Source organism: Niallia sp. FSL W8-0177 (genome assembly GCF_038006285.1).
Taxonomy (GTDB): domain Bacteria; phylum Bacillota; class Bacilli; order Bacillales; family Cytobacillaceae; genus Niallia; species Niallia circulans_A.
Genome location: NZ_JBBOUX010000003.1, coordinates 35,664 through 54,303 on the forward strand (window position 1 = coordinate 35,664; position 18,640 = coordinate 54,303).

The following is an 18,640-nucleotide window of genomic DNA, read 5'->3' on the forward strand; positions in this document are numbered from 1 at the left end:
TTTTATTACTGGATTTCTTTATTCCTCTTTTTCAAAACTTATGCCTATCTTTACTCCTAATAGCAAGCGAAGATCGAGAACAATTTCTTTCCCTACTTTTGCCTCTCCACCTATCCCGACAGCAGAAGCGCCTACAGTCCCTTTAATCGTATAGTCTGTAAAAGGGATTGGCGCTATTCCCGAGACTTCTCCTTCCGCTACGGAAGCTTTTGCTCCAAAGCCAACGGAACTACCATCAACCCCGGCAAAGGCATTTGCTTTTAGAATTTCCCCTTTGGCTTCTAATCCAGTACTTCCTACAAAGTCGACCTCTTTATCTATCTGAGATTTTACTTGTGCAGTATAAACAGACCCACCTGCTTTAGCAATCGGCAGAATACTGCTTCCTCCAACACTTGCCTGGCCTTCTGCAAATAAAATATCTTGGCTGAAGCTACTATCCAAAATAGTTGTATCATATTCTAAGCCAGCATGAATGCCCCTGAAAGAACTAGCGCCACCAAGCTGGCCACTTCCATTTTTGAAGTCATCGAAACCAGACCAGTCATTTTCTATTTTTCCAAGTCCGCCTTCTGCTGAAAAATCCCCTTTTGTCACTTTGTCTCCGACTAGAAATCCGTCCTCATTAATTTCCTTATCTACTTCCTGCTTCTCTGATGATGAAGTATAATTTAATCCCAGCCATCTATATGGATATTGTCCATATGCATCTAATAGAAAGATAGATTTTTGGGAATCGTTACGATAAGGAGGGTTACTGTCAAATCTACTGTTAGATGGCTTTATACTAGAAACCAATAAAAAATGGCTAGTGCTTGTTAAAAGGTTGTATGGACTGAAATGACGAATCAGTTCAGGATTTAAGTTAACATTTGTATTTAGCTCTGATAAATAACTTTGCATGATTGCTAAGTCACTTTTTATTTCATTAAAGGAATCAGCATTTTGCCGATCTATGGTTTCAAGCTGATTAATTGTTTCCGCTATTTTATTTTTAGCATTTTTAATCTCGCTATTAAACATGGAATCATCAAGACTAGCTAAAGAAATAATATCTGAAATTTTTTCCATTACACTATTTCCATCTGCGATAACATCATTTGTATAGTTTTGTACGGACGTTAGGCGGTCTGAAAGCTCTTCTTGTAAAAAACTCTGTCGAATAAAACCATCTTCATTTGGCTCAAAAGAATTTATTGCCTCTCTGCATTTAGATATTTTTTCTTGATAATCTTGAATAACTTGTTTTAGTTTCACTAGAAAAGGCTTATGGCTTGATTCATAAAAGAATTTGATTGATTCAGCACCTTTTCCATGAAAGGAACCATCCAAACCTACTAATTCCATCACAGATTGTTCTAAAGAATGAATCTGCTCTACCTTTTCTTTAAAGGATTTTATCGTTTGGTCTAAATACTCTTCTAAACTTGCAACCTCTAATACTTTCATCTTAATACCTCTGAAGAAATAACGTCTCTCAGTGCTTCATCTGTCTCCCTCATTAATGTTACAGAATCTCTTACTGTATTTGCATTTTTTAGCAAAAGGGTTTTATATTCATTCATTATTTTTACAAATGATGCATTCACTTCTTCTAGTTCCGTTAATAAATCTAACTTATTATTCTTAGCATTATTTTCTGGCAGATTTGCTTGAAATGCAGTTATATTAGTATCCATTTTTTTCAAAACACTTTCTATCCCACTATAATCAAACTTTATTTCTCCCATATTTTCACCACAACTTTACTACTAAAATTTAGAAAAAATAAATAAAATTATCTGCAGTAAATACCCTCATTTAATAATAATTCCATCTATTTCTTTTCCTGTTTTCTTTTCATTTCCTTTTCTCTTTCTTCTTCGAGTTCATGGATCGTATGTCTTATGCTGTTCATTTCACTTTGCAGACTGTTAATCTTTTCATTGATTTCAGAAATCCTATTAGGTAACTGCTTTATTTCAATATCTTGATATTGTTGAAAAGCTCCCTTTGTTCTTATATTTTCAAATTCTACAGCTAATGTCCCATGCCAAGTTGAAGCTGATAAATCTGGCTTGACAACATTATCACTATAACTTGTCATTTCATGCTTGATAGCCTTCAGATCAGATTTCCCATTCTTTAGCCTGCGAAGCTGGTCTTCCTTCTCTTGCAACAACCCATAATAATAGAATATAGACAAGTAAGATCACCCTTTCTGGTGCTATTCGTCTTAATAACTATGTATTTTTCCTTACGTGATGACGCCTTCTCAAAACCCCTTCTTTTTCCAATCTTTCTCATTATAACACGCCTAAAATATGGAATAATGAGAAAAAATATCTAATTATTCCATATTTATGTTAGGTAAATAGAAGTAAATTAATTTGAAATCTCTGTATATGTAAGTATCTAATAGTCTAATTGCATACTGAAAGCTCAATCTGTAAATAAATTCCTTATTCTGCAATACCCTGTTTTTTTAGTTTTAAACATAAAAGTGAAAAAAAGGTCAATTGGTATAGATACTCTTCCTATTAATCAAAAAACAGGAAGTATCTCACAAAACTGCTTTCTATTATGAAATCACGACTGTTTATTGGAATTGTGAGGATTGGGTACTGAATACATTTTAAATAAAAATTAAAGATTGCCAATGAATGAGAAATCAATTCTGCAACCTATCTCTTTTATAGTCTAAAATTTCTCTTTATCCTAAACTTGCCAACAAAGCCATCATTCCATTTGTAATACCATTATGCCAGCGCAAAAATACTTACAATATTTCAATATATAGGAATACTTTCAGGATTTTAACCAATGATAAAATAGATCAGAAGTTATATTCCTAAAGGGAGTTTCGAAAATGGTGTTAAAAGAAAAAATTTCTTTAAACCAATTATTCCACATTATTATTGGATTTAATTTGGGGAGTTCTCTTATTATCGGGATTGGGATAAATGCAAAACAGGATGCCTGGATTGCTGTTTTATGCTCTTCCATTATTGGCATTTTCATCGCATTATTTTATTACCATTTCCAAGAAATATTTCCCAATAAACATTTTTCCGAAATGCTTGAATACATATTAAATCGTCCCATTTCTATTTTTATTACATATATCTATACACTCTATTTTTTTTATTTAGCCGTTAGGGTTATTCGTGATTTTGGAGAATTAGTTACAACCTTTATTCTCCCTAACACTCCAATAGAAGTTTGCAGCTTAAGCTTTGTGATCATCCTTACATATATCATATATTTAGGGGTGGAAGTGCTTGGAAGAGTTACAGAAGTATTTACACCATACTCTATTCTTTTTATTATCCTTGTGACCATTCTATTATTTGGTAATAACGATATAAAATTAGAGCGAGTTACTCCTATTTTAGCTACAGGGGTTAAACCATTGTTAAATACCATTTTCCCATACGAACTGATAAGGCCATATGGTCAATTATTCGCTTTAACATTTTTATTTTCTCATTTACCTAAACAACAATATGCAAGACACACATTAGTTTATTCTGTCCTTTCATCAGGATTTTGGTTAACAATAGGAACCTTCATTGTGACTACTTCCTTAGGTCCATACGTTGCATCTCGTAGTACTTTTCCTTTTGTAAGTGCAACAAGATTAATTAGTATAGGTGATTTCTTACAAAGGCTAGATGCCTTCGCCATATTTATTATTGCATTAGGTGTAGTAATTAAAATTTGTATTTTTTCCTTTGCTGCCTTAAAGGGGCTGGAATATATCTTTAAGCTCCCTTATCGCGTATTAGTCATTCCAATGATGTGTATTTTAACCATCTGTTCATCTTTGATTAGCATAAACTTTTCTGACCATATTACTGAATCAATAACGGTAGTTCCCTATTTTTTAAGCTTACCTTTATTTTTTCTTCTTCCGAGTTTATTTATGGTATTAGCCTTAATAAAAAAGAAAAAGGATGCTTAGACAAGTATCCTTTTTTGAATAGTTATATTGGCAAGATATGTAAAATAAGCACCTACCTTGCATAGAAATTCTATTATATCAATGTTAGTTGTGCCACACATTCTACGTGCGCCGTATGCGGAAACATATCAACCGGCTGCAAATACTCCACCTTATAATCTTTAGACATATAATCAATATCTTTTGCTAAGGTAGAGGGATTACATGACACATAGACAAACTTTTTCGGCTTTACCTTTTTGATTGCGTCTAATAGCTTACGATCACAGCCTGTTCTCGGCGGGTCAACGACAACCACATCTGGGCGCCAGCCTTCTTCTACCCATTTCGGCAGCCAGTGTTCTGCTGTGCCTGTTACATAGGTTGCGTTTTCGATACCGTGTCTATCTGCGTTTTTTTGTGCATCTGTAATCGCAGCTTCGATTGTATCCATGCCGCGGACTTCACTTGCGCCGTCTGCTAGCCATAAGCCAATAGTTCCGACCCCACAATAAGCATCCGCTATTTTTTCTTTTCCTGTTAATGCTGCTGCTTTTTTTACTTCATCGTACAGCTTTACTGTTTGAACAGGGTTCAATTGGAAAAAAGCTCGGGCTGACAATTCGAAGTTTAAATCACCTAGTGTTTCTTGAATGACCTCTTCCCCACTTAAATGGATGGTTTTTTCGCCAAAAATAAGAGACGTTTTGTTGCCATTGATGTTTTGCACTAAAGATTTTACTTCTGGTAATCTTTTTTGAATTTCAGCCATTACTAATTTTTTTCTTGGCATTTCTTTTTGTGTTGTGATCAATACCACTTGTACTTCTCCAGATTCAAAGCCAGCGCGTGTTACAATCGTGCGGACGATCCCTTTTTGTTTCCGTTCATCATAGATTGGCACTTGGAATTCTTCTAAGATTTTGCGGACTTCTTCTGATACTTTATTCGTTAACGGATGCTGTACCATACAATTCTGAATGGGGATTAAGCGATGGGAATCTAGTCCATATAGCCCTGCAATCACAGCACCATTTTTTTGCTGTCCCACTTGGAATTGACTTTTATTACGATAATTCCATGGATCTTCCATGCCGATTGTTGGGCGAATATCCAATTTATCAATTTTTAGCTTTGTATGTCTTTCTAATGATTGAATGACAATATCTCTTTTCTCCTGCAATTGCTGATCATAGGCTAAATGTTGAAGCTGACATCCTCCACATTGTTCATAAAAAGGACATGGTGCTTGTACGCGAAAAGGCGAGGCCTTTCTTATCTTCTTTACCTTTCCTTCTGAAAACTTGGGCTGAACCTTTGTTGCTTCTACTACCACTTCTTCTCCGGGAAGAGCACCTGGCACAAATACAACCTGCCTTTTAAAATAGCCGACTCCTTCTCCGTTGATCCCTAAACGTTTTATTGTCAATGGGAAGGTTTGTCCTACTTTCAGCTTCGCCATCGTATTTTGTTGTTTATCTTTCATCTATAATTACTCCTATTATCTTCTATTAAAAGGGTACTACTAGCTTTCCTCATTATGTCTTCTTCCTATACTAAAGCTTCTTTGGGGAAATATCCAGTTTCTCTTATTCCCAGAAGCTGAAAAAGATTTCCAGCTAATAAAAACTATAATTCCTCAGGTAAATAGCTTAATGACAAGTGAAGCAACTATTGCAAAAATATTGTAATAGTTGCTTTTTTAACGAAAACTCCTGAGGCAGCTATAAAATAATTACTGTCAACCATCCCTTAAGGTATTGACATGTAGATAATTCTAAGCTATTCTAAATAACGCAAGTAATTACTTACATTCATTTTTGGAAGTTGGATGGGATATGGAAAAAATAAATAGTACATCAGATCGAATCATTCAAGCGTTTATTGAGCTATTTCGTGATTATGGATATAAAGGAACAACGACCCGCGCCATTGCCGAAAAAGCAGGAGTAAATGAAGTAACAATTTTCCGCCATTTTGGAAATAAAAAGGGGATTATGGAAGCAGCTATTCAATCAGTATCCTATCACCCTATGTTAGAAAAAGTTATTAATGAACAAATGGTTTGGGATCTTGAACAAGATTTGTGGGTAATCGCAGAGGGCTACCTTACGTATATGGAAAAAGTTAAAGATTTAATTATGATTGGTATGAGAGAAGCGCAAATGTTTCCCGAACTTAATGAAACGATTGTTAACATTCCAAAGCAATTAAAAGAAATGATGGTATTATACTTTAATGAGATGAATAGAAGAGGCAAGATAGTGGATACAGATATTGATTTTCAAGCGATGAATTTTATCTGGCTGAATTTCGGCTACTTTCTTTCAAAATCTCGCTTTGGTGACAGTGTCATTTCAAGTTCAAAAAAGGATTTTATAAAACACAGTGTTTATCTTTTTGCTAGGGGATTAACACCCTAGTAATTTTTTATACTATAAATGCAAGCATGTACTTGCTTTAAAAAGGGGAATTTAAATGAAAACATTAAAACAATTTTTTAAACATCCTGAAACTATTATTGGTATTTCCACTGCGGTTGCATTCCTATTAATTTTCTTCTGTGTATGGATGACAGCATATGATGGCGTTAATAATCGGATCGACAAACTGAAAATTGGCTTAGTTAATGAAGACCAACAAATAGGTTCCATGATTGAAAAAAAAGTGGTGAAAAATGTACCATTTGAAGTGAAAATGTACCAATCGATTGATTCTGCAAAAAAAGATATGAATCAATCAAAAGTAGATATGGTAATGCATATCCCTGCAATCTTCTCTAGTCGACTACAAGAAAATGGGAAACCGGAAATTAACTATTTCATTAACCAAGGAAACGCTACTTTGGCAAAACAAATAATGGATGGAGCAGCAAAGAATATTACTCAATCCATTAATGAAAATGTTTATAATTATAAACAACAACTTATTCTGTCAAACTTACAGGAGCAATTAGGAAAAAACATACCATCAAATGAGCTCGCACAAGAATTTTCAAAGGGAATTTCTCAAGCTTTGGAATCTTTAAACATCCAATCTGTTCAAACAACTGTAGAAAAGACGAATAATGTTGATGGATTTGCTCCTACTATGGTGCCGATGATGATGGTACTTGCTTCATATGTAGGCTCTATGATTATGAGTCTTAATATGAATATTGTTTCATCAAAAATAAAAAGCAATTATAATAAATGGTCGATATTCTTAGTAAGACAAATCATTAATATAGGTGCATCCATTCTTTTATCTGGCATCACATTATTATTGTTTGCTATATTTAATATTGAATTACACATATCTATAATGGAGTCAGGAATATTTCAAATTTTTGTCTATTTTTCTTTCTTAAGCTTGACACAGATGTTTGTTATTTTATTTGGACCAGGTGGCATGTTATTTAACATCCTTGTCCTTTCATTGCAGCTTGTTACTTCAGGAGTAATTATTCCAAAAGCGATGTTATCCAGCTTCTATCAGACGATTGGTTCCTATTTACCGGCAACATATGCCTCAAATGGCTATTATTCATTGATTTTTGGAGGAAAGAGTTTAACAACTGAGATGATGGCTCTGCTAATCGTATCAACTGTAACCCTTTTTGTAGCATTGTTTAGAATTGCTTTACTAAAAAAAAGCGTTTCTACAAATAGTGTCGTGAGTCAATAAGACTGTTTTACAAACTAGGTATTCAAAACAGCATTAGCACTGAAAAAGCTTCCTAAAATATCCCCCTTTCCAGCTAATAAAAACTACATTCCTTAGGTATATGGAACTGAAATTCATTACATGATTTAGCATTGGCTTAATAGTAGATTAATAATCCTTTTCTATACTAAGGTAGTACGAAAAATTACTTTGTTGAGGTGATTCTTTTGAATTTCAAGAAGTTAACATTGGGAATGATGACTGCTTTACTTTTTACAGGAATGTTAGTTGGCTGCTCTGACCAAAAAGATGACCAAAAGGAAGATACCAAAACAGAAACACCAGCAGAGAACGAAACAAAAGAATAAGAACATGAATATAGAAATAAGAAAGAGGCTGATCCCGATGTTCAGCCTTTTTTCTTATATGCATTTTCAAAAAAAGCAGATTATTCTTCTTCTGAACTTGCTTTATTTTTCAGAGCAAAATACTCTTTTAACATCACCTGATTTTCTGCTATATCTGCTAGTGTATACTGGTCCAATACTTTAAAAAACTGTTCCAATGCATTATTTAGAACATGCTTTAATGAACATACCGGCGTAATGACACAGGCATTTTTATCCTCAAAACATTCTACCAAATAGAAGTTTTCCTCAGTTTGGCGGATAAGTGCGCCAATATTGATTTCTGCTGGATCCATTGCTAAACGAAAACCACCGCTTCTCCCTCTGATTGTTTCTATATAGCCTAATTTTCCGAGATTGAAAATAATCTTCATCAAGTGATTTTTCGATATATTATAAACTTCGGATATTTCTTTGATATTTGTCAGTTTTGGTGTTTCTTTTGTTGCCAAGTAGATTAATACTCTTAGAGAGTAGTCAGAATAGTTAGTTAACCGCATAACCCTATCTCCTTTTGCTATTTTTACGGTTCTAATAGTGAAAATGTGAACATTTTGTTAAACATGTTAAAAACAGTGAAAAAGATGTATTTGAAATATTGCTTTTATCCAGACAGACTTTTATCATTAAAGATGTATTTAAAATATTACTTTAAAAGAAGGTTATAAAAATGCTATCACAAAAAACAATTGACATTATTAAATCTACTGTACCAGTATTACAAGTACATGGTACACAAATAACTACTGTTTTCTACAAAAATATGTTTGCTGCACACCCTGAACTGCTGAATATTTTTAATCATGCTAATCAAGCACGAGGACGCCAGCAAACCGCTCTTGCTAATACCGTATTAGCAGCAGCACAAAATATTGATCAGCTTGAGACTATTATACCAGTTGTAAAGCAAATCGCCCACAAACACCGCAGTTTAATGGTGAAAGCCGAGCACTATCCAATCGTCGGGGAATTTCTTTTAAAAGCGATTAAAGAAGTTCTTGGAGATGCTGCTACTGATGAAATTATCCAAGCATGGGCTGATGCTTATGGTGTCATTGCCCAAGTATTTATTGATATTGAAAAAGAAATGTATGAAGAAAGTGCTTCTAAAAATGGCGGCTGGGCTGATTATAAAGAATTTAAAGTGATGAAGAAGATAAAAGAAAGTGATGTTATTACGTCCTTTTATTTAGCTCCAGCTGACGGCAGTTCATTGCCAGCCTATGAAGCTGGTCAATACATTACCATCCGCTTATCCATTCCCGGGGAAAAATTCTTATTTAACCGTCAGTACAGCCTATCATGTGCCAGCAATAAAGAATATTTCCGTATTTCCGTTAAAAAGGAAGCGTCAGTAGAAAATCCGGACGGCAAAGTTTCTAATTATCTTCATAGCGATATTGATGTTGATGATCTAATAGAAGTTACCGTTCCAGCTGGTGACTTCACCCTTTTAAAAGAAGAAAGCCAGATTGTTTTTATTAGTGGTGGTGTTGGTATCACCCCATTTATGAGCATGGTAGGAACTATTGCAAAAGAGCAGCCAGATCGCGAGGTACAATTTATTCATTCTGCAAGAAGTGGTTCCGTTCAAGCATTCAAAGAGGAATTAATCCAACTGAAAGAAAAAATTGCGAATTTCAACCTTTCCTATATATACGAAAATCCTTCTGAAGAAGATAAGCTAAATCCTTTCTTCCAAAAAGCTGGCTATATTGATGCTGACTGGCTAAAAGAGAATGCCATCACAGCAGATGGACATTACTATGTCTGCGGCCCAGTTCCATTTTTACAAGCAGTGATAACAGGGTTAAAAGCAAATGGGGTTGATGATAGTCAGATTCATTATGAATTCTTTGGTCCTTCTATGAAGTTATAAGAAAGAAAAAAGCCATTTGTCCGCTGACAACTGGCTTTTTTTCTATTAATGGATATCCCGTTTCTTAAAGTTACCGCCTTTTACTTCTGATACATCATAAATAGCGACAAATGCTGTCGGATCTAATTCATGAATAATTTCTTTCATTTTTCTTTCTTCCATGCGACTGACTACACATGTAATTTCTTTAAATGGTTCATTCGAGTATCCACCTTCTGCAAGTGTATAAGTGGCACTACGACCTAGGCGGTCACGAATGGTTTCAACCATTATTTCCGGCTCATCTGTAATAATTTTAAACGTTTTGGATCCACTTAACCCTTCTTCTACAATGTGGATTACTTTAGAGGCAATGAAGTATGCAATCGCGGATAAAATAGCTCCTTGGAGACCAAATACGGTAGATACGAAAATAAATACAAACAAGTTTAAAAATAAGATTAAGTCACTTGTTCCGAATGGTAACTTTCTTGAAAGTAATACAGCTAACATATCGATTCCATCTAATGCTCCACCATTACGCAAGGCTAAACCCATTCCAAAACCAATGATAATCCCACCAACAACCGTTATTAGAAGTGTATCTCCTTCAATGATGGTCGGGACATGGTGCATTAAGCTTGTACTAATTGCTAAGGAGAGTATACCGATAACCGAATATATAGCAAAACTTTTTCCTATCTGTTTATATCCTAAAAATATAAAGGGAATATTTAATATCCCAATCAAAATTCCAAGGGGAAATCCCATTAACTGAGAACCAACGATACTTAAACCAGTAACCCCTCCATCGGAGACTGCATTGGGAATAAGCACTGCTTCCAGTCCATATCCCGTGATAATTCCTCCAATAATAACTAATAATGCTCTTGAAGCCTTAAGAAGCTTCTTTTGTTTTTTCTGTGTCTTTTTCTCCATTTACTTTCCTCGTTTCAAACTATTTAAATAATCAACTTATTTATATTTTACCATAGTTAATTGTTAACAACTAAAGATAAGGCTAAAGAGCTACTCAATGCTTCTCCATAGGTAAAGGGATGCATAGCTTAAATATGGATGCCATTCCGGGAGCAAAGCTTCCATTTCTTCTATTGTCGGCTTCTTATCCAATTGTAAAAGCTTTTTCAACGCATTTTGAATCCCTTTATCCGCAATGGGAAAAAGATTATTCCTTCCTAATCCAAATAACAATAGATTCTGAATCGTCCATTGCCCAATTCCTCGAAAGCGGATTAATTCTTTCATAATTTCGTCATCAGACTTTTTTTCTAAACTAGCGAGATCTAAATTACCTTTTATTATTTCATTGGAAAGATCGATAATATACTCTGCTTTTCTTGTACTAAATTGCAGCTCACGCAATTCTTGGACGGTAAGCTTTGCTACTGTTTCTGGTGCTGGGTAAAACCAGACACCATCTTTTTGAAAACCATATGTAGTCACAAAACGCTGGGTTAAGGTGAAGGCAAACTTTAGGTTTAGCTGCTGATGGATTATACACTTTACTAAACTGTTGTAAGGATGAAAATCTAATACAATCGGTGTTCCATAATGCTCCTCAAAGAGCGGCTTTAATTTGGTTGCTTGAAAATGTTCATGAATGGCGAGCAAGGATTCATCCCACCGGAAAATTCTGCGGATTTCTTTATAAATGAGGTCATGCAAAGAGGAATCTATTTCCTCCCATTCTAAGCGAAATGTTGGTTTTTCCGTTATTCCAGTTGCTTGTATCTTCACCACGATTGGTTTGTTATCGATACGAAGTGGTACTTTGACCCATCTTGCTTCTTTATCCAGTACATGTAGTGGATCTAAGGCTAATCTGCTCAATACGAGATCAAAATTATAAGGTCCTTCAATTTTAATGGTATGCAAGGTGATCACCTGTTTTTTTCTTGTATTATAGCATGAAAAAGCCCAATCAAGAGAAGAAAATCTCTAATTGGGCATGCTTACCATTCTTAATGCATGATCCCTTCATCCATTTCTTTCTTCAGTGTTAAATCGTCTAAGCTTTTAAAAGTATAGCCTCTTTTTTTCAAATCTTTAATTGCTTGTTCCAGCGCTTCTGCGTTATCTTTTGAAACAGTATGAAGCAATAAAATACAGCCCGGATGAACTTGTTTCATTATATTATCATAGCTATACTTCCAGCCCTTTTGCTGGTCGGTCTTCCAATCTACAAAGGCTAATGACCAGAACACTTGTGTATATCCTAACTCTTGAGCAAGCTTTAATGTTCTCTCACTAAAAACACCACGCGGGGGACGTAAATAAGTCATTCCCTTTTTCCCTGTTAGTAATTCCGTTTCTTTCACAACGGAATCAAGCTCCTGTTTTAACTTTTCATCACTAACTTGGGTAAAATCTGGATGATGGTAGGAATGGTTCCCAATAATATGACCTTCCGCAGCCATTCTTTTAACAAGATCTGGAGCACTTTTTAAATAATGACCAGTAATGAAAAACGTTGCAGGTACCTTTTCTTTTTTTAGAACATCAAGAATTTTCCCTGTATACCCATTTTCATAGCCATTATCAAAGGTTAGATAAAGCACCTTATCTTCACTTGTATCTTTATAATAAGCACCATACTTTTCTAGTAAAGCATCTAACTCTGGTCCTGCTTCTGCTGGTTGTTCATTTGCTGCCTTTTTGAATCCCCAGCTTTGTGGTTTATTGGATACACTCGCTACAACAGGAAGGGCAAATAAACAAAAAGCAGAAAAACAAATAAACGCTTTGATTGCTAATTTCAATGTAATTCCTCCTTTACCGTTCATTCCTTTTGTTATTTTCTGTACACTGGAGGAATTCATTCTTGGTAATAACAAGCAAAGAAAAAAACGGCTAATCTTTTAGCCGTTCTCACCAAATTTATTTGTATACACGATCTTTAAATTGCGCTAATTTTTCTAAAGAGGACATTTCAATATCTTGATGAAGAGAATTACCATGTGCATCCATTGTCACCACGGCTTTAAATCTCTCTACTTTTAAATGCCACATCGCTTCAGGAATTCCAAACTGCATTAGGTCTACACCTTCTACCGATTTAATGCAATCTGCGTAATATTGGGCCGCTCCGCCAATGGCATTTAAGTACACACCGCCATGCTCTTCCAATGCCTTTAATGTTTTCGCACCCATACCGCCTTTTCCAATCACTGCGCGAATACCAAATTTTTTCATGATATCCCCTTGGTAAGGCTCTTCCCGAATACTGGTTGTCGGTCCAGCAGCTTTCACATGCCAATTTCCATCTTCATCTTTGAGCATAACTGGTCCACAATGATAAATAATTTGTCCATTTAAATCAATTGGAGCCTCATTTGTACTTAAATATTTATGGATCGCATCTCGCCCTGTATACATCATTCCATTAATTTGGACAACATCTCCGACTTTTAATTGGCGGATTTCCTCTTCACTAATTGGTGCTTGAAGAGTAATAACTTCCTCTGCTGCCGCTACTTCATTGTCTTCCGTTTCTGCTTTGAAATCAATTTTATCTCCTTCTTGATATTGCCATTCCTTAATTTTCCCTGTATCAGGGTTTACGGAGATAGCCAAACGACGGAATGCCCAACAATTGTAAGCAACAGATACAAAGAAGCTAGCCGGAATACGGTTCATCACGCCAATTTTACAGCCTAACAGCGTTGTTTCCCCGCCAAATCCCATTGTACCAATTCCTAGTTTATTCGCATTCTCCATGATATACGCTTCTAGCGCCGCTAATTCTGGAATATCATTTGTATCGTCGACAGAGCGGAATAGCTGCTCTTTCGCTAAATCATATCCTGCAGAACGGTCTCCACCGATACCGACTCCAATGAAACCTGCACTACAGCCTTGCCCTTGTGCTTGATATACAGAATGAAGAATACATTTGCGAATTCCGTCTAAATCACGCCCAGCACGGCCAAGCCCTTCTAATTCACATGGAAGACTGTATTGAATATTTTTATTTTCACAGCCTCCGCCTTTTAAAATTAAACGAATATCGATATAATCCTTTTCCCACTGTTCAAACTTTATGACAGGTGTCCCTGCCCCTAAATTATTCCCGCTATTTTCGCCTGTAAGTGAATCAACGGAGTTTGGTCTGAGCTTCCCATTTTTCGTTGCAAGTTCCATTGCTTCATAAATAGCTGCTTTTATATCTAGCTGATTGACAGCAATAGGTGTTTTTATTTTAAATGTTGGCAGCCCTGTATCTTGGCAAATAGGCGAGACTTCCTTATCTGCCATCCCAATATTTTGCGTAATGGTCGCTAAACTCATCGCCGAACGAGTCCCAGCATTTTCTGATGCAGTAGCTTTCGCAATTGCACGGCGCACATCTTTTGGAAGATTGGTCGATGTTTCTACAATTAAATCGTAAATACTCTTCTTCAGATTTTCAAAATACATGCTTTTCCCCCTCATTTGAAAAGCGCAAGGCATACCTTGCACATTTTTTGTTACATACAAATACTCCCTATAAAAAATTATACTCTTCTCTTCGGCGATAGAGAAGTGATTTGCAATCGTTTACAGAAATATTCCCCCAAAAAAACAAAAAAAGCCTGGATGATTTTCTCCATCCAAGCAGCGCAATCTTATAAATCTCTATGTTTAAACTCATTACATTTCGATTCTATTTCATCTATCATTTCAATTAAGCGATCAATATCCTCTAGTTCAGCTTCTTCTGGATCAATTGCATCTAGCACATCCATAAACATATTTAATCTTGTCTTTAGAAAAGTAACTTGCTCATTTTTATCTGTAATTGAACTACCCAATGTATTCTCTCCTTTCAAAACTACTTCTTAATCGTAACGAATTTTTCTTCTTTCGGCAACCTTCGTCTTTTTAGCTTTGCACAGGTATTATTTTTTTACACATTCATAGCGGAAAAAGAAAGAAACATCCAGTCAAAGATGCTCCTTTCTGTTTATTTATTGAAACTTTCCTTCCCTAACCCTGTTGCTATATAATCGATAATTCTATCCATCACTTGAGGAAAAAGCTCTGTTCCTATTTCATCTTTATGCAATCTTATCATCATAATCGCTTGGATAACTCCTACCGTTAATTCGGGATTCTCATTAGGTAAGACTCCACGGTCCATGAGAGTTTTAATAGCGTTGATTCCTCTTTGAGTATGTATCCGCGAGAACTCTTCCATCTGTTCCGGAAGTTTTCTTGTAAGTCTTTCATGTTCATCACTCTGAAAAACACGCTGAAGAAAAGGATTTTCCTCAACAAATGTAAAAGATGTATGAAAAAATGAAGTAAGCAATTCTTTTGAAGAGAGATCTTCACGAAATAATTCAGCAAGAACTGTCTCACGTACTTCTTCTTCATTTTTTAGAATTTCAAAATAAAGCTCCTCTTTAGATTGAAAGAACTTATAGAAAGAGCCCTTAGCAATCCCACATGCCTGCACAATATCATCAATAGTTGTTTTTGCCAGTCCATACTGTATAAAAATTTCTCTTCCTTTTTCCATAAGGGAACGATGAATATGCTCTTTTTCTTGTTTTGTAAATTTAGGCATGACAAATCTCCTTTTAATATTTTATGACTTTTTATAGACATTTAGTCACATAATGTTTATACTTATCTTAATCTCTTTGTAAATAAAAGTAAATAAGTAATAGCATATTTTTAAATTCATATGACTATAAGACCTTTTTTGTTCATATAAAGAGATGGCAATGGAGGGGAAATTCATTGTTAGATCCATTCCCCCTCTTTCAATATTGAATATAAAGATGGAGAGATGATAATGAAGACCTTAGAAAAAGCATTTGAATTTGAAAAATTATATAATTTTCGTGATATTGGCGGTATGACAACCAGTGACGGGCGCAAAATGAAAGCTGGTGTTTTATTTCGTTCAGAAGAGTTATCTAAGTTATCCAACAAAGATTTGGAAACCTTCGATAAATTGAATATAAAAGCCATTTGTGATTTAAGAACACCTAATGAACAAAAATCAAAGGTAAGTCGTATCCCGACCGGAAAAAGAATTCAATTATTAAATGTATCCATCCATGATAAAAGCCGAGAATTTACCCGTCTTGAATTCTTTAAATTTCTAGTTAGCAAGTCAAATACCATTGATTTTGAAAAGATCATGAAAGAAATGTATGAACATATGGCCTTTGGCTGTCATAAGGAAATTCGCGAAATTCTTATCTTTCTTTCAAACCAGCAAAATATTCCTGCCCTGATTCATTGCACAGGAGGAAAAGACCGAACTGGCTTTATATCAGCAATTATTCAATTACTTGTGGGTGTCCCATATGAGGCGGTTATAAACGAGTATCTAGTATCAAATCAGTTAATAGCTGCTCGTATGAAGAAAGTCGAAAACTTTATTAGATGGTTGAGTTTGTTTCAAGTATCACCAGAACGATTAAAGCCCATGCTAGAGGTTCAACGTGATTACTTAGAAGACGTATATAGTAAAATCATCGAGGAGTACGGAAACATAGAAACATATCTTCTGGTGGCTTGTAATATTCCTCAAAGCAATTTAGACAAGCTCAAACAATTATTAATTGAATAGAAAGTTATGATCTTTAATATAGGGGCATTACATGTGAAGATGGGTTTAGAGATAATTTAATTGGTGATTTGGCTTAACTTTCTACCCAGCAAGTTTATTAAAAAGAAGACAACGCTACATAAAAAGAGCATCTTCTAAGACTTAAGATGCTCCTTTTCTCTACATTATTGTAGGACTGTCCCCTTTTCCTTTACCTCCATATCTTCTCTAACAGCAGGAAGCTGGGTTCCTTCTTTCATTTCTGATGATTCAATTATTTGATCTTTCGTTGTAGCTATCCTGTTCGTAATTTGATTATATTGTCTCTTTGTTTGAAAGTAGAGTTGTTTGAAATCCTCTGTAATTTCTTTTAAGTCCTTGGAACGCTCACGCACAGTGGATTGAATCTGCTTGTACAATCTCTGGGTATCATTCGTAATAGCTTTCATGGCATCAGAGGAACGATGGAATCTTTCCTTCCAATCCTTTTTAAATTCATCTGGGTTATCTTTATAACTCTGAACAATACGAGTGCTTCCATCTTTTATATTCTCGAATTTCTGCATCGTTCTTTTCCTTGTAGCTGGATCAATTAGAGAAACTGTGACACCAATGACACTTCCAATTACTAAGCCTGTTACAATTTTATTTCCTTGATTTGCTGCATTAGACATATCATTCATCTCCCTTCTTCTCGTTAAAGATTCTTTTCCCGCCTACGCAATATTTAAACAAAAACGTTTGACAGATAGGATTTTTCCTTTAATAATGACAAGGGGCCTTATATCCCTAACAATGAAAAAAGCATTCTATACCTTTTTTACACATAGATATAGTTAACTATTTATTTTATAAAGGAGCTTATGATGATTACTGAAAAAAACATAATTTCTCCAAGCATTGATCCTTGGGAAGCTTATATGGATATGGAGCAGCATGGAAAATTAACCTTATCTAACATTGAATTTACTACAACAACCTTATGTAATATGCGCTGCGAGCATTGTGCTGTTGGTTATACTCTTCAACCAAAAGACCCGAATGCTTTACCGATTGATTTATTACTAAAAAAACTGGATGATATTCCGCATTTACGCTCACTAAGTATTACTGGCGGAGAGCCAATGATGAGCCGAAAATCTGTAGAAAACTATGTTGTCCCTCTTTTTAAATATGCACATAGTCGCGGAGTAAAAACACAGTTAAATTCAAATTTAACACTAGGTCTGGATCGTTATGAACCCGTAATTCCGTATTTAGATGTACTGCATATTTCTCATAACTGGGGAACAGAAGAGGAATTTGCAGAACGAGGTTTTGCGATGATGGCTAGAAAACCAACTTATGAACAAAGAGGGAAGCTATTTAACAACATTATTACAAATAGTAGAGCTTTAGTAGAAGCTGGGGTGGTTGTCTCTGCCGAAACCATGCTAAATAAGCGTACACTCCCATATTTAGAGCATATCCACCGGCAAATTGTTGAAGAGATGAAATGTCAAAGACACGAAATTCACCCTATGTACCCATCAGATTTTGCTTCTGCTTTAGAAACATTATCACTAGACGAAATTCGTGACAGCATCAATCACCTTCTTGATATTCGCGATGAAAATGTGTGGATGCTATTCGGTACCCTTCCGTTTTATCCATGTAATACGAAAGAAGAAGACCTACAGTTATTAAATCGCCTTTATTCTAGCAAAAACGTAACAGTTCGAAATGATCCAGATGGTCGTTCTCGTTTAAACGTAAATATTTTTACTGGCGATGTAATCGTTACTGATTTCGGTGACACTCCAGCTCTTGGTAATATTCAAACAGATAATTTAGAGGATATCTTCCAAAAATGGCTTTCCACTGATTTAGCTCGTTCACTAAACTGTCATTGTCCTGCTGTTAAATGCCTTGGACCAAATGTCCTTGTAAAAAACAGTTACTATCAAGATGTAGATTTTACAAAAAGAAATGCAGTAATTAGTCGATAATAAAAAGTAGTGTCCATTGATAGTTGATGGACACTTTTTATTGTGCGTTGTGGGAGTTTTTTGCATGATGATTTTGTACTATTGGTATAAGTTTGCGGTAAGGAGAAATGCTGTTTTTCTTTTTGGCTTTCATCTCCCTTATGAACACCACTTTTCCGCTTAGCTTACCTCCTTTTGGTTTTCATTTCTCTTATGAACACCATTTTTCTCTTTCCTCTCCGCTTTTCTTGCTTTCATCCTTCCTATGAACACCTC

General features: G+C 35.2%; 19 protein-coding genes. 7 read left to right on the plus strand and 12 right to left on the minus strand.

Going from position 1 to position 18,640, the window contains the following annotated elements; all coding sequences use genetic code 11:
- Window positions 1–18: 18 nt before the first annotated feature.
- From NST77_RS25635 to NST77_RS25645, 3 genes are all read right to left on the minus strand, one after another.
- A complete protein-coding gene (locus tag NST77_RS25635; RefSeq protein WP_095330789.1) occupies window positions 19–1,449 on the minus strand; it encodes an LXG domain-containing protein in 1,431 nt (476 codons plus the stop codon).
- Entirely contained in the window at window positions 1,446–1,730 is a 285-nt protein-coding gene (locus NST77_RS25640; RefSeq protein WP_095330787.1) for a DUF5344 family protein, read from the minus strand. The genes NST77_RS25635 and NST77_RS25640 overlap by 4 nt, the downstream gene beginning before the upstream one ends.
- 86 nt (window positions 1,731–1,816) lie before the next feature.
- Window positions 1,817–2,185, minus strand: coding sequence for a YwqH-like family protein (locus tag NST77_RS25645; RefSeq protein WP_163184897.1), 369 nt, complete (start codon window positions 2,183–2,185; stop codon window positions 1,817–1,819).
- Between the two features lie 663 nt (window positions 2,186–2,848).
- On the opposite strand from NST77_RS25645, the gene NST77_RS25650 reads away from it, so the two are divergent.
- Window positions 2,849–3,943, plus strand: coding sequence for a GerAB/ArcD/ProY family transporter (locus NST77_RS25650; protein WP_249937905.1), 1,095 nt, complete (start codon window positions 2,849–2,851; stop codon window positions 3,941–3,943).
- Window positions 3,944–4,016: 73 nt separating this feature from the next.
- On the opposite strand, the gene rlmD is transcribed toward NST77_RS25650, so the two are convergent.
- The gene (rlmD, locus tag NST77_RS25655) at window positions 4,017–5,408 is read right to left on the minus strand and encodes a 23S rRNA (uracil(1939)-C(5))-methyltransferase RlmD (protein WP_341123909.1); all 1,392 of its coding nucleotides are present in this window, start codon (window positions 5,406–5,408) and stop codon (window positions 4,017–4,019) included.
- 352 nt (window positions 5,409–5,760) lie between these two features.
- Here rlmD and NST77_RS25660 point away from each other — a divergent pair, with 352 nt between their 5' ends.
- The 3 genes from NST77_RS25660 (at window position 5,761) to NST77_RS25670 (ending at window position 7,935) form a co-directional block, all read left to right on the plus strand.
- Window positions 5,761–6,345 (plus strand): TetR/AcrR family transcriptional regulator, encoded by a 585-nt coding sequence (locus NST77_RS25660; RefSeq protein ID WP_095330750.1) that lies wholly within the window; start codon window positions 5,761–5,763, stop codon window positions 6,343–6,345.
- 55 nt (window positions 6,346–6,400) lie between these two features.
- A complete protein-coding gene (locus NST77_RS25665) occupies window positions 6,401–7,588 on the plus strand; it encodes a YhgE/Pip domain-containing protein (protein ID WP_341123910.1) in 1,188 nt (395 codons plus the stop codon).
- Window positions 7,589–7,794: 206 nt separating this feature from the next.
- A complete protein-coding gene (locus tag NST77_RS25670; protein ID WP_163184888.1) occupies window positions 7,795–7,935 on the plus strand; it encodes a hypothetical protein in 141 nt (46 codons plus the stop codon).
- 80 nt (window positions 7,936–8,015) lie between these two features.
- Here NST77_RS25670 and NST77_RS25675 read toward each other — a convergent pair whose 3' ends face one another.
- Window positions 8,016–8,474, minus strand: a complete 459-nt coding sequence (locus NST77_RS25675; protein ID WP_341123911.1) for an RrF2 family transcriptional regulator — start codon at window positions 8,472–8,474, stop codon at window positions 8,016–8,018.
- Between the two features lie 170 nt (window positions 8,475–8,644).
- Between NST77_RS25675 and hmpA the strand changes: the two genes are divergently transcribed.
- Window positions 8,645–9,853: an NO-inducible flavohemoprotein gene (gene hmpA / locus NST77_RS25680; RefSeq protein ID WP_341123912.1), complete on the plus strand. Its 1,209-nt coding sequence runs from the start codon at window positions 8,645–8,647 to the stop codon at window positions 9,851–9,853.
- Window positions 9,854–9,898: 45 nt separating this feature from the next.
- Here hmpA and NST77_RS25685 read toward each other — a convergent pair whose 3' ends face one another.
- From NST77_RS25685 to NST77_RS25710, 6 genes are all read right to left on the minus strand, one after another.
- On the minus strand, window positions 9,899–10,771 hold the full coding sequence (locus tag NST77_RS25685; RefSeq protein WP_095330742.1) for a YitT family protein: 873 nt from the start codon (window positions 10,769–10,771) through the stop codon (window positions 9,899–9,901).
- A 90-nt stretch (window positions 10,772–10,861) separates the two neighbouring features.
- A complete protein-coding gene (locus NST77_RS25690; RefSeq protein WP_445668921.1) occupies window positions 10,862–11,728 on the minus strand; it encodes a DNA-3-methyladenine glycosylase family protein in 867 nt (288 codons plus the stop codon).
- 86 nt (window positions 11,729–11,814) lie between these two features.
- A complete protein-coding gene (gene pdaA, locus NST77_RS25695) occupies window positions 11,815–12,636 on the minus strand; it encodes a delta-lactam-biosynthetic de-N-acetylase (protein ID WP_433780348.1) in 822 nt (273 codons plus the stop codon).
- 94 nt (window positions 12,637–12,730) lie between these two features.
- Window positions 12,731–14,269 (minus strand): fumarate hydratase, encoded by a 1,539-nt coding sequence (locus tag NST77_RS25700; RefSeq protein WP_341123913.1) that lies wholly within the window; start codon window positions 14,267–14,269, stop codon window positions 12,731–12,733.
- Window positions 14,270–14,457: 188 nt separating this feature from the next.
- Window positions 14,458–14,643, minus strand: a complete 186-nt coding sequence (locus NST77_RS25705; protein WP_047941711.1) for an SE1561 family protein — start codon at window positions 14,641–14,643, stop codon at window positions 14,458–14,460.
- A gap of 152 nt (window positions 14,644–14,795) precedes the next feature.
- Window positions 14,796–15,401, minus strand: a complete 606-nt coding sequence (locus NST77_RS25710) for a TetR/AcrR family transcriptional regulator (protein WP_095330738.1) — start codon at window positions 15,399–15,401, stop codon at window positions 14,796–14,798.
- Between the two features lie 231 nt (window positions 15,402–15,632).
- On the opposite strand from NST77_RS25710, the gene NST77_RS25715 reads away from it, so the two are divergent.
- Entirely contained in the window at window positions 15,633–16,418 is a 786-nt protein-coding gene (locus tag NST77_RS25715) for a tyrosine-protein phosphatase (protein WP_341123914.1), read from the plus strand.
- A gap of 164 nt (window positions 16,419–16,582) precedes the next feature.
- Here NST77_RS25715 and NST77_RS25720 read toward each other — a convergent pair whose 3' ends face one another.
- Window positions 16,583–17,071, minus strand: a complete 489-nt coding sequence (locus NST77_RS25720) for a YtxH domain-containing protein (RefSeq protein WP_095330734.1) — start codon at window positions 17,069–17,071, stop codon at window positions 16,583–16,585.
- 192 nt (window positions 17,072–17,263) lie between these two features.
- Between NST77_RS25720 and yfkAB the strand changes: the two genes are divergently transcribed.
- On the plus strand, window positions 17,264–18,385 hold the full coding sequence (gene yfkAB / locus NST77_RS25725; protein WP_095330732.1) for a radical SAM/CxCxxxxC motif protein YfkAB: 1,122 nt from the start codon (window positions 17,264–17,266) through the stop codon (window positions 18,383–18,385).
- The last annotated feature ends 255 nt before the right edge of the window (window positions 18,386–18,640 follow it).